General features: G+C 54.4%; 12 protein-coding genes. 2 read left to right on the top strand and 10 right to left on the bottom strand.

Features of this window, described 5'->3' with window-relative positions:
- Positions 1–34: 34 nt before the first annotated feature.
- The 8 genes from BLP91_RS13635 to nagZ form a co-directional block, all read right to left on the bottom strand.
- A complete protein-coding gene (locus BLP91_RS13635) occupies positions 35–1,261 on the bottom strand; it encodes a ribonuclease H-like domain-containing protein (RefSeq protein WP_091572204.1) in 1,227 nt (408 codons plus the stop codon).
- Positions 1,262–1,363: 102 nt separating this feature from the next.
- Entirely contained in the window at positions 1,364–2,824 is a 1,461-nt protein-coding gene (locus BLP91_RS13630) for a potassium/proton antiporter (protein ID WP_091572202.1), read from the bottom strand.
- Positions 2,825–2,931: 107 nt separating this feature from the next.
- Positions 2,932–3,672 carry an SDR family oxidoreductase gene (locus BLP91_RS13625; protein WP_091572200.1) on the bottom strand — a complete coding sequence of 247 codons (741 nt, stop codon included), beginning with the start codon at positions 3,670–3,672 and terminating at the stop codon, positions 2,932–2,934.
- A 13-nt stretch (positions 3,673–3,685) separates the two neighbouring features.
- Positions 3,686–5,953, bottom strand: a complete 2,268-nt coding sequence (locus BLP91_RS13620) for a DEAD/DEAH box helicase (protein WP_245662276.1) — start codon at positions 5,951–5,953, stop codon at positions 3,686–3,688.
- A gap of 111 nt (positions 5,954–6,064) precedes the next feature.
- A complete protein-coding gene (locus BLP91_RS13615) occupies positions 6,065–7,459 on the bottom strand; it encodes a hypothetical protein (protein ID WP_091572195.1) in 1,395 nt (464 codons plus the stop codon).
- Positions 7,460–7,574: 115 nt separating this feature from the next.
- Entirely contained in the window at positions 7,575–8,408 is an 834-nt protein-coding gene (locus BLP91_RS13610; RefSeq protein WP_091572342.1) for a lipoate--protein ligase family protein, read from the bottom strand.
- A 71-nt stretch (positions 8,409–8,479) separates the two neighbouring features.
- Positions 8,480–9,457 (bottom strand): NAD-dependent epimerase/dehydratase family protein, encoded by a 978-nt coding sequence (locus BLP91_RS13605; protein WP_091572193.1) that lies wholly within the window; start codon positions 9,455–9,457, stop codon positions 8,480–8,482.
- Positions 9,458–9,591: 134 nt separating this feature from the next.
- Positions 9,592–11,310: a beta-N-acetylhexosaminidase gene (nagZ, locus tag BLP91_RS13600; RefSeq protein WP_245662275.1), complete on the bottom strand. Its 1,719-nt coding sequence runs from the start codon at positions 11,308–11,310 to the stop codon at positions 9,592–9,594.
- Between the two features lie 116 nt (positions 11,311–11,426).
- On the opposite strand from nagZ, the gene BLP91_RS13595 reads away from it, so the two are divergent.
- Together BLP91_RS13595 and BLP91_RS13590 are read left to right on the top strand one after the other, a co-directional pair.
- The gene (locus tag BLP91_RS13595) at positions 11,427–12,620 is read left to right on the top strand and encodes an amino acid deaminase/aldolase (protein WP_091572191.1); all 1,194 of its coding nucleotides are present in this window, start codon (positions 11,427–11,429) and stop codon (positions 12,618–12,620) included.
- Positions 12,617–13,945, top strand: a complete 1,329-nt coding sequence (locus BLP91_RS13590; protein ID WP_091572189.1) for a D-arabinono-1,4-lactone oxidase — start codon at positions 12,617–12,619, stop codon at positions 13,943–13,945. Before BLP91_RS13595 ends, BLP91_RS13590 begins: the two co-directional genes overlap by 4 nt.
- Before the next feature lie 74 nt (positions 13,946–14,019).
- On the opposite strand, the gene BLP91_RS13585 is transcribed toward BLP91_RS13590, so the two are convergent.
- Positions 14,020–14,391, bottom strand: a complete 372-nt coding sequence (locus tag BLP91_RS13585) for a DUF779 domain-containing protein (protein WP_091572187.1) — start codon at positions 14,389–14,391, stop codon at positions 14,020–14,022.
- Positions 14,392–14,412: 21 nt separating this feature from the next.
- On the bottom strand, positions 14,413–14,896 hold a 484-nt coding region (locus tag BLP91_RS13580; protein WP_143003558.1), incomplete at its 5' end, for an aldehyde dehydrogenase family protein.

Genomic DNA, 14,896 nt, shown 5'->3' with positions numbered 1-14,896 from the left:
AAACCAACAACAAAAAAGACTGTCAAAGTGACCGTTAGAATAAGGTTTGTTCCCGCTTTTGCTCCAACCGGCGGAGACGGTATTTTAACGCATCCATCTCCTTTTTTCGAGGCTGTGAACCGAGGCGGCCTCTCTTTGATAAGCGATGCATCGCCTCCAAGGTCATCTGATGAGCCCGCTCCGCCTCCCGGGTCCGGTGCTCATAAAACTTGGCCAACTCCACACACGGCTCCGGATTCCACAAATCTTCGTCCATCCACCGTTGCCAAAGCTGCACCGCGTCCGCCCAATGACCTTCTCCTTTCCGAATTCGGGAAGCGGCCCGATACGCCTGCCGGCGAATATGCAAGGGGGTTTTTCGATCGGAAAGAAGCGCCTCGTACCGGGCAAAAGCCTCTCTGACCCGTCCCGATCGTTCCCACCACTGTCCCAAAGCGATGGCCTCCTCCGGGTTTCCCGGAGGCTGGCGCCCTTCCAACAATTGCTGGAGATGGGTGAAAAGGGTGGCTAAACTGAGCACATCCCGTTCGTTGTGATCAAACACCCCACTCATCCTGGATAGATCCCGGTCCTTTAAAAACTGGAAATAATGCAGTGGGGCCAGATTTCCCGGTGTATCATCCTCCCGGATCAGTCCGAGACAAGCTGACTCCACCTCCTGCAAACGGCAGGAAGGAAGCCATCGGCTCCACAATCGGCGACTGGGATACAAAAGGTCGCATTGTTCCTTCTCCCCCGCCCAGGGCAAGCGGTGAAGCGTCGTCCGTGTACGCAGCTGATTCCAATCGAAGGCTTTTCCGTTGTAAGTGACCACAACGGAAAAGGAGGCCACCTGCTCCAGAAAATCTTGCAACAGGGCGGCTTCATCCCCCACTTGGGGCAAAAAATAGTGTTCCAGAACAAAGGATGCCTCCTGAAAATAGCCGATCCCGTACAAAAAGATGAGGTTGCCAGCCCCTGTACCCAGACCGGTGGTCTCCGTATCGAAAAAGAGAAGTTCCTCAAAACCGGTGCCGTTCTTCATCAGGAACTCGGAAGAACCTTGCAACATCTCTCCGAGAGCATATCGGCCATGCTGCATCTCTGCGGAAAACACCTGGCGGCGATGTAGATAGCCTCCTCGTTCGTTTTCCCTCCAGGTAAAACCGAAACGGTCCGCCGATTGCTTTAGATGAGGTTCCGGTTTTTCTGCCACTGGAGTATCTGATGGGGTGGATCTTTTAAAATGGCGTTGTAACCGATCGCGCAGAGAAGAAGACATGGCTGATCACTCCGTCCGAGAGAACCTGCTTTTAAATATTGTACCAGATGGGCAACCCTGTGCCGACAGGAACCCTCAAACGTAAGGAAACATTTAATTAGATCAGGAACTGCCTAAGAGATATTTTTTCACGGCCCGGCTGTTCTTTTTGGTGACGAGGACAAACAAGACATCCCCTGCTTCGATGCGGGTTTCCCCGTGGGGGATAATAATCCGGTCATCCCGTACGATGGCATTGATCAAAGTATCCGTCGGGAGGTCAAGCTCCTGCAGCTGATGTCCCACCACCGGGGCATCTTCGGCGATGGATAATTCGATAATGTCCGAACGGGTCCGTTTGAGGGAGACGAGTTCCAAGGAGTAAGAGCTGCTTTCCTTCTCTTCTTCCTCCAATCCGAGCCATCGCGCCAGAGGAGAGATGGTTAACCCTTGCACCAGCGCAGAGGTAACCACCACAAAGAACACCGCATTGAAAAACAGCTGACTGTACTCATATTCGGCGATCAGAGGGAACGTCGCCAACACAATGGGCACCGCCCCGCGAAGTCCGGCCCAGGAGAGAAAGAGCCGTCCCCGCCAGCTCATCTTGAACGGGAGCATACAGAGTAAAACCCCGATGGGACGAGCCACAAACATCAATAGCAAAGATAAAATCGTACCGGGAACCACCACTTGAATCACTTGACTGGGAAAGACCAAGAGTCCCAACATGACAAACATCAGAATCTGCATCATCCAGGCGACACCTTCATTAAAGCGAAGGATCGAGTAACGGTTCGCCAGCTCGGAGCTTCCGATCACCAGTGCAGCCACATAGACGGCGAGAAATCCGCTCCCGTTCACCCAATCGACGAGACTATAGGTAAGAATCCCCAAGCCCAGCGAGAAAACAGGATAGAGCGCCGCTGCATCAAATTCGATCTTATTGATCATCTTCACGGAAATCTTTCCGATCAAATAACCCAGGAACACCCCGGCCCCCATCTGCCAAAAGAAGTTTCCGATGAAAACCCAGATATTTGCCTCATCATTGACGAGGATCTGGAGCAGAGATAGGGTTAGGAAAATCGCCATCGGATCATTGGAAGCTGATTCTGCCTCCAAAATCGAGGACAATTTTTTCTTGATATTTTTGGCTCCCAACACCATAAACACGGCAGCGGCATCGGTGGAGCCGACGATCGAACCGAGAAGAAACCCGTCCAAAAGCGGAACATCCAGGATGTAGGAAGCGAACGCCCCCACGATCGCGGCGGTTAACAAAACTCCGAGAGTAGCCAGGGTGATGGCTTCCCATTTCACCTTCCAAACCTGAGGAGCTTCCGTCTGTAAGCCCCCTTCAAAGAGGATGATGATCAAGGCGAGAACCCCGAACAATTGAGCAACAATGGCATTGTCGAAATAGATGAGATCCAACCCTTCACTCCCAGCCAACATGCCGAACACAAGAAACAGAACCAATGCCGGCACCCCTAACCGCCCCGTCAGCTTAGTAGCCATTACACCTCCTACAAGAAAGAGAGCCAGCAGTAAGATGAAAGTTTCTACGGATATACTTCCCAACTGATAAGCCTCCTGTAGAAAAATTTTTCCTGATCCTCTGTTCCCAGTGGAGAAGAATCCGTCCACCTGACGGCCGGACGGATTTTTAGGAAATAGGGATATTCCCGTTAGGATCTCCGGTTAGTCGGGCGTACAATCACTTCATTTACATTGACGTTTTCCGGCTGGGTTACGGCATAAACGATGGAACGGGCGATATCTTCCGACTCCAGCGGTGTCAGCGACTGTTTTGCAAAGCGATCCGTCACGTCGGTGTCTGTGATGTGATGCGTCAATTCGGTGGCCACCGCCCCAGGGGAAATGTTGGTCACCCGGACGCCAGAACGGGCGAGTTCCTTCTCCATCCCCATCGACAACGCTCGAACCGCGTACTTGGTGGCGCTATATACCGACGATGACGGGAATACCTCATGTCCGGCGACGGAAGAAATGTTGATGATATGGCCGTCACGCCGCTTAAGCATCCCAGGTAACACCGCATGAAGACCAAACAGGACCCCTTTGATGTTGACGTCCACCATCTGCTCCCATTCATCCACCTTGTCTTTTTCCAAGAATGAAAGCAGCATCACACCTGCGTTGTTGACCAGGATATCGACGGAGCCCAGCTCTTCTTCTGCCTGTCGGACCAAAGCTTCCATCTGTTCTCGTTTGGTCACGTCAGTGGCGACCGTCAACACCTGCACATCCGTTTCATCCTGAATCCGTTTCGCCAATCTAGCCAACCGCTCTTTTCGCCGCGCGGCCAACACCACATGAGCTCCCGCTTTAGCCAGATGCCGGGCGGTCGCTTCCCCGATCCCACTGCTGGCTCCTGTAATCAATGCCGTTTTTCCCTTTAACTGCATATGAACACCCTCCTCATTTTAATACGGTCTCTTCGTCCAGTATTCGTCGGAGCAGATCAAGGGTTAATGCTTTTCCTCGACTACCGGTTTCCACCGCCGGTCCAACACAAGAGGGACACCCCTCCTCACAGGGACATTTCTCAATGTGGCCGCGAGCGGTCTGGAGCAACTCCCGGGAGAGTTCAAAAAGCTTTTCACTCAAACCGACTCCCCCCGGATATTTGTCATAGAGAAACAACGTCGGCTTTCCGGAATGGACCGCTTTCACTTGGGCCGCCACCCCCAGATCCCGAGGATCACACATCAAGTAAAGGGGAGCCAGATGACCCAGGACATTGGCCAGTCCCACCAAACCCGCTTGGAGCTCATCGCGGCTCAACCGGTCGGCGATCGCCTCCTCCAAAGTCAGCCAGTAAGCGGTGGTATGCATCTCCTCTTCTGGCAGGTGAATCGGACCTGATCCAATATTCTCATGGGTCCCGAACTTGATTTTTTTAAAAAGGGTAGCCAGTGCATTGACGGTGACCTCGCCCATGCTTTTGCTGCAATGGGCCGTATCAAGCTCCTCCCGTTCCACTTCCAACACCTTCAACTGGACAGCAAGGTTGGCGTCCGTGTAATAATCGACATTTACCTGACGAACATAAGCCTTTTTTTCTTCGTAGTCCAGCTTCTCCACCTGGTATTGGACCCCTTCGTGAAGGTAGATCGCCTCCTCGTGAATCAAAGTGGGCGCGCTAAACCGATCGACCTCCCCCAACACTCGATGGTTTCCCGTTTCGGAGATATCGATAACGATAAAGTTTTCCGCGGCGGCGGAGCGGAGACTCACCTCCTTCGCCGGAAAGGATTGATCCATCCAATACCAGCGATCACCGGCCCGATGCAAAATCCGCTCCTCGGCCAAAAAGTCCAGCACTTCCTCTGTCGTTGCCACTCCAAACTTCTCCCCTTGTTCAAAGGGGAGTTCATAGGCAGCACATTTGATGTGATTAACCAAGATCACCAGATTGTCCGGTTGGATCAGGGCGTGCTCCGGGGTCCGCTGCAGAAAATATTCCGGATGCTCAATCACATACTGATCCAAAGGGTTGCTGGAAGCGACCAGGAAGGTGACCGAAGCCCCCTGTCTCCGTCCAGCTCGGCCTGCCTGTTGCCACGTACTGGCGATGCTGCCGGGGTATCCGCAGATCACACAGGCTTCCAGCTCCCCGATGTCGATCCCCAGTTCCAGCGCGTTGGTGCTGACGACCCCCCGTATCTCTCCGCTGCGCAACCCTTTTTCAATTTTTCGTCGCTGGGTGGGTAAATAACCACCCCGATACCCACGCACCTTCCCCGGCAACGCCTGTTGCAGGTATGTGAGCAACACCTCGACCCGCACCCGGGAGCGGGCAAACACGATCGTCTGTATATCGTTTTGCAACAGCTCTTCCGCCAGCCGTCTCGCTTCCAAAAGACTGCTCCGACGGATTCCTAGAGACTCGTTGACCACCGGGGGATTGAAAAAGACAAAGTGTTTGCCGTCTGCGGGGGCTCCATTGTTGTCGACGACGGAGACCGGGACGCCCGTCAATTTCTCCGCAAATGGTCCCGGGTTGGCAATCGTCGCCGAGGACAGTATAAATTGCGGGTCGGATCCGTAGTGTCGGCAAATCCGCCGCAATCGACGCAACACGTTGGCGAAGTGACTGCCGAACACCCCGCGGTAGGCATGAAGCTCATCGATCACGATATACCGCAGGTTTTCAAACAATTTCACCCACTTGGTGTGATGGGGAAGGATCGCTTGGTGAAGCATGTCGGGGTTGGTCACCACAATATGTCCAGCCCGTCGAGTCGCTTGTCGGGCAGCGGGTGGCGTGTCTCCGTCATATGTATACCCTTTGATATCCTTTCCCAATCCACGCATCAGTTCATTTAACTCCGTCATTTGATCTTGGGCTAGGGCTTTGGTAGGAAATATGTAAAGGGCGCGTGCCGCCGAGTCCTCCAATATCCGCTGCACCACCGGTAGGTTATAGCAAAGGGTCTTCCCGGAAGCAGTGGGAGTAACCGTGACGACGTTTTCGCCAGCCAACACCTTCTCTACCGCCGTTGCCTGATGAGTATAAAGCGCTTCAATACCCCGGGAGCGAAGCGACCCCTTCAAATCGGGATGAAGCCGGCGGGGAAAATCGGCATAGCGTGCCGGTTTAGCCGGAATCGTCTCCCAATGGGTTACCTGTTTCCAGATATCGACCCGACTTTTCATATGATCAATCAATTGTTGGACGTTCATCATTTCTCCTCCCCTATTCGAAGAATATCGAAAGGACGTTCGCGAATCAAGACAACCTTCCCGTCCAAAGCAAAAAAACCACCCTGTAAGGGTGGGTAACGCATCAGCCATTCACCAAATCAACAGCGCAACCAGGGTAGAGACGAGCAATCCGACCACTACCGGAAAAAAGTTTCTGCGGACCAGCTCCGTCACCGATACCCCTGCAAAGCCGGCGACAGCCACTAGGGAGGACCAGGCGACAATCGTACCGCCGCCGGTCCAGATGCTGCCCATCTGTCCGATCGCGGCCAGGGTCGTCGGATCGATCCCCGGACCAACCAAGGAACCGGCCAGTCCGCCAGTGAGGGGAAGGCCGGAAAAGCCAGAGCCATCCAAGCCAGTGATCATTCCGATCACCAACACACCGAAGACGGTTAAAACCCCGCTTTCCGGAATCAGCGTCTGTCCCGCCCGAACCAGATCAAATAGGAAGGGTGGCCCTTGATCGATATTCAGAATCGCCCCGGAGAAATCGCCGCTCCCCAGAAAGAAGTAACCAGCGATAGGGATGACGGGACCCATCGTCCGAAAGGCAAACAAAAATCCTTCCACCAGGTGTTCAGCGATTCGATTCACTGCCTGCCTTCGATTGTGGGCGAGGGTAGCTGCCATAAGCAACATGGCGGCCACCCCACCGATGAGGGCGGCACCCCCCTCTCCTTCCAGGGTTCCCGTTCCGGAAACTTTGGAGTAAACCATATACGCCATCACCGCCAACAGTGACGATGGAACCAAAACAGCAAAGGGTTTTCTCCAAGGACTTCCATCCGCTTTCCGGTTACGGTCGGGCTCCTCCCATGAAAAAACCGATTCAGGCAAACCTTCACGCTTTCCGATCCGTTTATGCAACATCCCGTAAGCGATGAGAAGGGCCACCGCTCCGGTCACCAAGGAGAGAATCAGCGCTTGATCCGCCACCTGAGCAGGATCCAGCCCGCCGGATTTAGCACTCAGTGTGGGCGCCACCCGCATCACATAATCTGAGGAGAGGGCCATTCCCTGACCGGCGATAGCGATCGCAACCGCTCCACCGATCGGAGGCAGTCCAGCTCGTACCGCCGATGGCAGCAGCAATGCTCCAATCAGAGGGACAGCCGGAGTCGGCCAGAAAAACAAAGAGAGTACATAGGTCATCCCCGCCAAGAGGAAAAAAGAGAGATGGCCGTTCACCATCATTCGGCCCATAGGCCTCATCATGCTCCGGTCCGCCCCCAGATCCCGTAAGGAACGGAGCAGGGCCACCATAAAAGCGATGATCAGGAAGATGTTGAACAGTTCCCCGGCCGCCACCAAATTGGCATTAAATATCGCTTGGAAGCCGGTCACTAAACTTCCACTATAGATCGAGGTGACCAAAAATGTACCCGCTAGAGCGGGCAGCACCACCACCCGCCGCAACAACATGGTCAGGATAATGATCAAGGTCCCTGCTGCATACCACCCATGAGCCGCTGACAACTCCATAACGGGCACCGCCTTTCCCGAGGAATGACAATGGAATGTCGTCATTCACTCTATGTGGGCGGCTGCCGCGGTGTGATAGGAGCGCATCGAATCACGCTGGTATCTTTTTCTCAGACTACCTTTTCAGATTCCAGGCCTCCGTCCCATAACGGGTACGCACCAGGTCTTGGGCCAAGGTTTCCTCATAGGGGGTCAGCTCTCCGGGTTCCAGGTGGATATCCATACCGATGGCAAATCCCTCGGTAAAGGCCTGCACCGCTTGCTCCACACTGATCGGAGTAGTGCTCACTTCGTTAATCGCCACTGCTTTCTGAAAAAATCCCTCTTTCAACCGTTGTTTCACCCTCTCCGATGGAAAACGGAGAACATCGAACAGGAGATCGACATCCATATCCAAGAGAATGGAACCGTGTTGCAGGATGACGCCCCGTTGACGGGTTTGGGCACTGCCTGCCACTTTTCGTCCCTCTACCACCAATTCATAATTGGACGGGGAATCAAAACAGGCCGCAGACCCCATGGAAGCGTATTTCTCTTTCTCTTCTTCCGTTTCCAGCGGAACCATCTCTGCCGAAAGATCCAGCTTCCGAAACCCTTCCAACAATCCTTGACTGATCACCCGGTAGGAATCGGTGACAGAGGTAGGCATGCCGGGATAATCTTCCCCGACGATCACGCTGTAAGTCACCTCCTGATCGTGGAGAACGGCCCGACCGCCGGTGGGGCGTCGCACAAATCCCAGTTTCCGCTTTCGCAATCGATCCATGTCCAATTCTTTATCCACCTTTTGAAAGTATCCGATGGATAACGTAGCCGGGTCCCATCCGTAAAACCGGATCGTAGGCGGTGTTTTTCCTTCACTGTGGGCGATCAGAATCGCTTCATCGATCGCCATATTTTCAGCGCTGCTTCGCCAACCGGTATGTAGCAGCCGCCAGGTTTCTTTCATCTTCAACAGCCCCTCTTCAATCAAATACAGAATCATTTTACCCCGTTGGAATCAACTAGACAAACCATTGTTTAGAGGCGGCCCCGTTCCCGCATCCAGCGAATGCTGTCACGGATGGTTTCTTTCAGCGGCCTCCAACGGTATCCCAACTCCCGTTCGGCCTTGCCTGAATCATAGTAGATATCTCGTCCTGACAACCGAGCGAGATCCCAGGCCAAGGGGGCTTCCTTCCCTTTCCATCGGGCCGTGACCTCGCCTACTGCCGCTGCACCTAAGGCGGCCCAACGGGGAATCGAACGGATCCGTTGCCCGGTTCCAGCCTGATCCGCCACCATCTGGAAAAACTCCCGCAGAGGGAGGTTGGCTCCGCCGAGAATATATCGCTCTCTGATCCGCCCCTTGGCCGCAGCCAACAGATGACCTTCCGCCGCATCGATCACATCTACAAAGTTGACTCCGCCATCCGGGGCGATATTTAATTGACCTTTGGCCACTTGCCGGACAAAGCCGGGGTGGGATTCCCCCACGATAACGGTGGGATTGACCACGATCCCCGGCAACCGGCCGTCATCGGTGGCTTGAAGCACCCGCTGTTCCGCTTCCCATTTGGCGATCGCATAACCGATGTTGAGATGATAACCGTTAAAGGGAAAACTTTCGATCGCTGGTTGGGTGCTCATGGAGAAACCGATGGCGGCGGCGGAACTTGTCAACACAAACCGAGAAACGTCGGAGCGGCTCGCCTCCGCCACCATATGCTCCGTCCCCTTCACATGACCCCGGGTCATTCGCTGGCGAAGGGAGCGGGCCCAGGCCACTTCCCCCGCGGTGTGAAACACCCAGTCCATGCCCCGGGTACAGCCCTGCAAGCTTTCCGGTTCCATGATATCCCCTTTGACAAAACGGACCTCTTTTCTTATCTGTTCGGACAGACGCTCCCGTCTGCTTTCCCGTCGATACAAAACCGTCACTTCATGTCCCTGATCCAGCAGCTGACAAACCAGATGGCGTCCCACAAAGCCGGTTCCTCCAGTAACCAACACACGCATCCTGCTTCCACCTTCCCTGTATGGATCATCCCTTCATTTCAGCGTATCGAAGGAATTCCTCCCTGTCGATCCTCATTTGGAAACAGACGAAAAAAAAAAGACCCCGTTTAAGGGGGCCAGTCAAAGCATCACTTTTAATAGGTGAGTCCATGACCGTATTCGTACTGACCAGGGATCGTCACCGGAAGCTTTCCCTGGGGAGGATTGCCGCCGAACAGGGTATCCACCGCCGACTTGAGGGAGACGGAGCGGAATCCGTAGGCGTTGAGGTAGGCGTCCACCTGGGGAAAGTCCTGGATATCATAGGGGTTGCGGAAGGCGACCACCACTATGGGTTTACCCAGTTTCTCCAAGGCTCGGACCAGTTTTACCTGTCCGGAATACTGGCTGGCAGATTGGGTGCCCACCAATAGGACATCCTGTTGCTTGGCCATCTCCACCGCTTCCTGAATTTGTTCATCTGAAGGGTTGGCCGGTTGGATGTGCATCTCCGATGTGTTGGCATGATATTTTTGGACGTGGTCCTGGATGGAATATGGACTGATGATCCCCAGCTTCTGTTCTTTCTCCAGCTGTAGGGGCAACAGATTATTTTTATTTTTTACCAGGGTGATGGAGCAATCTGCTAATTTCTGGGCGATCTGTTGGTGTTCCGGCGTCCCCACCCGTTCTTTCACCTGATCGACATCCACCTGTCTGTCGGTAAACAAACCGTATTTTTTCTTCAGCTTCAAAATGCGTCGTACCGAACGATCGATCCGTTTTTCAGACAATTCCCCGGAACGAACCGCTTCCACGACTGTATCTGCCACTTCGATCTGCTCGTCCGCAGTTAAAGACGGGGTCAAAAGGATGATATCCGTACCTGCATCCACTGCTTTCACTGCCGCCTGGGGAACGCCGCCGAAATAGTCAGCCACACCGGCCATGGTCATGGAATCGGTGATGATCAAGCCTTCGTAACCCATCTCTTCCCGCAACAGCCCAGTCAGGATCGGCTTGGACAACGTCGCCGGCAATTCGGGCGTGTCATCCAGGGCGGGCACGTGAATATGAGCGGTCATGATGGCATCGATCCCCTCATCAATCACCCGTTGGAAAGGAAGCAGTTCCACTTCTTGCATCTCTTCCTTGCTTTTGTCGATAACCGGCAGTCCCAGATGGGAGTCCACATCCGTGTCACCGTGACCTGGAAAGTGTTTGGCAGTGGCGATCACTCTGCTTTTCTGATACCCTTTCACCGCTTTGGCACCTAGATCCGCCACCAATTTGGGATTCTCCCCATAGGACCGGACGCCGATCACTGGATTGTCCGGATTGACGTTGACATCGAGTACCGGAGCCAGGTTCATATTGATCCCCACAGCCTTCAATTCTTTCGCTGTCAGCTGCGCCGCCCTTTGGGCATCGGCTGATTTTCGGCCCGCCCCGAGGGCCATATTCCCCGGCAATTCCGTAGCTCCCGTTGTCATCCGGGCGACCACGCCCCCCTCCTGATCGGTGGAGATGATCAAGGGCAGTCCGAGTCGGGTGGTGGAAGCGATTTTTTGCAGACCGTTGGTCAGCCGGGCCGTCTGCTCCGGTGTCACCACATTATCCGAGTAGGAAAAAAGGATGACGTTGCCTGCCTGGGCTTCCGTCAACAACCGCCGAATATCTTCCGTCGGCTCTGATCCCTCAAAACCTACCATCATCATCTGACCCACTTTTTCCTCCAGGGTCATTCCCTTTAAGATTTTGTTCACGTTGACTTTTGGCCCTTTCCCCTCGTTGACCGCTCCCGCCGGGGTGGTAAACCCGATCACGATCAACACCAGAACCATCACCCACACCACCATCTTTCCAACCCTCAACCTTTCCCTCTCCCTTCGCTATTGATTGTTTCGCCCTGCATCTATTATTCTAAGTTTATTAATAACTATTTGAAAGTACCTAATTTTCCATCCCCTGTATTTATGGAGGTGTGAACGTGTCCCTACCCCATTATGCAGCTTACAAACGTTGGGCGGCATCACTGTCCAAGCCCTTTGCCTTCCTCGATCTGAATCTCTTCCATGAAAACATTCAAAGCATCCGCGAGGCAGCCGGCGGTAAACGAATCCGTCTCGCCAGCAAATCCTTGCGCAGTGTTCCTGTGCTCCGACATATCCTGAATTCAGGCGATCCCTTTCATGGCGTGATGTGCTACACAGGAGAGGAAGCTCTCTTTTTGGCCGAGAAGGGGCTGGATGATCTGTTGGTCGCTTACCCCGTCTGGAATGCGGATACGATCCGAGCCATCGCCGTCGCGGTAAAAAAGGGCGTCTCTCTTACGCTGATGGTGGATTGCAAGGAGCATGTGGATCGCATCGACGCCATCGCCCGGGAGGAACAGACCGTGCTTCCCCTCTGTCTCGACATCGACCTCGCCCTCTCTTTGCCCGGACTCCATTTTGGCGTCTACCGCTCTCCCCTCTCAAGCCTGGATGCTTTTTTGGCACTGGCAGAGCACATCCGGCAATCCCATTCCGTTCAGCTGGACGGGGTGATGGGTTATGAGGCACAGGTGGCTGGTGTAGGAGATCGAACACCGGGACAACCCATGAGAAACGGACTCATTCGCCTGTTAAAAGGCCGCTCCATCCAACGGGCAGCCCGACGACGCCAAGAATGGATCGCCGCTCTCCGCAGCCAGGGACATTCCCTTCGCTTCGTCAACGGCGGAGGCACCGGAAGCCTTCGCGAAACGGCGCGAGAGGAAACGGTGACCGAGGTGACGGTAGGGTCCGGCTTCTACTCGCCAGCACTGTTTGATCATTACCGTTCCTTCCGCTATCGACCCGCTGCTGGCTTCGTCCTGGAGGTGACCCGCAAACCAAAACCCGGTCTCTACACCTGCGCCGGCGGGGGCTACATCGCCTCGGGTACACCGGGACCCGAGCGGCTGCCTCAACCCACCCTGCCCAAAGGGGCCCGTCTCACATCCCTGGAAGGGGCCGGTGAGGTGCAAACACCCATCCGGTGGGATGGATCCCCGGAATTGGAGTTGGGTGACCCTATCTTTTTTCGCCACGCCAAAGCGGGGGAGCTATGCGAACATTTCCCGGAGCTGATTGTCATCGCAGACGGAAAGATGGTGGATCGTTACCCCACCTATCGCGGAGAGGGAAGGTGCTTTTTATGAAGCGACCGCTGAGCAATTGGTCCGGTTCGGTCCGCTTTACCCCTGGAGATATCGCCCAACCCGAAACCGAAGCGGAAATCGTCGAGCTCCTCCGCCGTACCCGGACCCATAGGCGAAAGATTCGATTGATCGGCTCCGGCCATTCCTTCACCCCCTTGGTGGAAACCGATGCCACCTTGATTTCCTTGGAACGGCTCCAAGGGGTGGAAGCAGTCGATGCCACCAAACAGCTGGCTACGGTTCGGGCCGGCTCGACGCTCAAAAGCTTGAGCCAGTCCTTTCTTGAAAAAGGGTGGTCCTTTGAAAATCTAGGGGATATCAACGCCCAATCCATCGCTGGAGCCATCAGCACCGGTACCCATGGAACCGGTATTCATCTGGGCAGTCTGTCGGAGCAGGTGGTTTCCCTGACCTTGGTCACGGCGGATGGAGAGACTCTCCATTGTTCAGCAAAACAAAACGGGGACCTTTTTCAAGCCGCACGTCTCTCACTGGGCAGCCTGGGCATCTTGACTCGGGTACAACTTCGAGTCAAACCGTTGTACCAGCTGCATTATGTGAGCCAACCGCTGCCGCTAAAGGAGGTATTGAACAACCTGGATGCATATAAGGAAAACCACCGCCATTTCGAATGTTACTGGTTCCCCTATACGGACACGGTACAGGCCAAATTTCTCAATCCGACTGATTTGCTCCCGTCGAAACAGAGATGGAAGTCCATTTTCAACAAGCTGGTTCTGGAAAACGGAGTCTTTTGGCTGTTGTCGGAGGCGGCCCGACTCTTTCCCTCCCTCTCACCGCGAGTGAGCCGAATGTCGGCCCGGGGGATCCCCCGGTTTGAGGAAAAAGGAGCCGCACAATCCCTCTTCGTCACTCCCCGTCTCGTCCGCTTTCAGGAGATGGAGTATGCGATCCCTGCCAACGCCCTCCCTCCGGTGTTGGAGGAGATGAAAGCAACCATTGAGTCTCATCGGTTTCCCGTTCATTTTCCAGTGGAGATCCGTTTTGTCAAAGGAGATGACATCTGGCTCAGCCCCGCCTATCAGCAAGATTCCGCCTTTGTCGCTGTTCACATGTATAAAGGGATGCCGTATCAGGCGTATTTTTCTGCCATGGAACAAATTTTTTTGCGCTACGGAGGGCGCCCCCACTGGGGAAAAATGCACAGTCTGGAAGGTAAGGATCTAGCTCGTCGGTATCCCCGCTGGGACGATTTCCTTCGGGTCCGTCAACAGCTCGATCCCGAGGGACGCTTTCTTAACCCATATTTGAAACGGATCCTCGGGTTCGAGGAGACGCGCCACCCAGCTCCCACTCCATCATAAAACCTTGCAGGCATAACAAAAGCAGGCCGGACAGCCGGCCTGCTTCATGGATCGGTGATAATCCAGGACTGGATCTACGCTTCCACCGGCTCCAAATTTTCCGCTTCTTCCTTCGTAAAGGGACGGGAGCGGATCAGAAACCGGAGGCCCAGGGGAATCTCCAAAGAAAAGGAGGCGCCTCTCCCCTCGGTGATGTCCACTGTCAACTGGGTGTGCTGCCAATATTCAAACTGGGAACGGGACATATAAAACTCACACCCGTGGATCTCACCCAGCAACAAGTCACTCGTGCCGGTACGGAACTGCCCCTTTCGGTAACACATGGGGGAAGAGCCATCACAGCAACCGCCGCTCTGGTGAAACATCAACTCCCCATGCTCCTCCCGGAGTCGATCGATCACCTGTTTCGCCTCTTCGGTGACAAGCACGCGGGGCACCCGCGCCATAACATCCCCTCCTTTTTCGGATCAGAACAACCCGGTGGGGTTTTGATCGTAGGAGATGAGGAGGTTTTTCGTCTGCTGATAGTGTTCCAGCATCATCTTGTGGGTCTCCCGGCCGATACCCGATTGCTTGTATCCGCCGAAAGCGGCGTGGGCGGGGTACTGGTGGTAGCAGTTGACCCAGACCCGGCCGGCCTCGATTTGACGAGCGATCTGGTAGGCTTGGTGCGTATCCCGAGACCAGAGCCCAGCACCCAGCCCGTACAGGGTGTCGTTGGCGATCTCCAAAAGCTCCTTCTCATCTTTAAAGGTGGTGACCGAAACCACCGGTCCGAAGATTTCTTCCTGGAAGATCCGCATTTTATTGTTTCCTTCGAAAACGGTGGGCTGCACATAAAACCCATCCGGATATTGTTCGTTTTTAAAAGCCTGACCACCAGTCAGCACCTTGGCCCCTTCCTGTTTGCCGATATCCAGGTAGCTCATGATCTTCTCAAACTGATCCCGT

The organism is Melghirimyces thermohalophilus (assembly GCF_900102685.1).
In the GTDB taxonomy this organism is placed as follows: Bacteria; Bacillota; Bacilli; order Thermoactinomycetales; family DSM-45169; genus Melghirimyces; species Melghirimyces thermohalophilus.
This window is presented reverse-complemented; position numbering and strand designations above follow the sequence as displayed.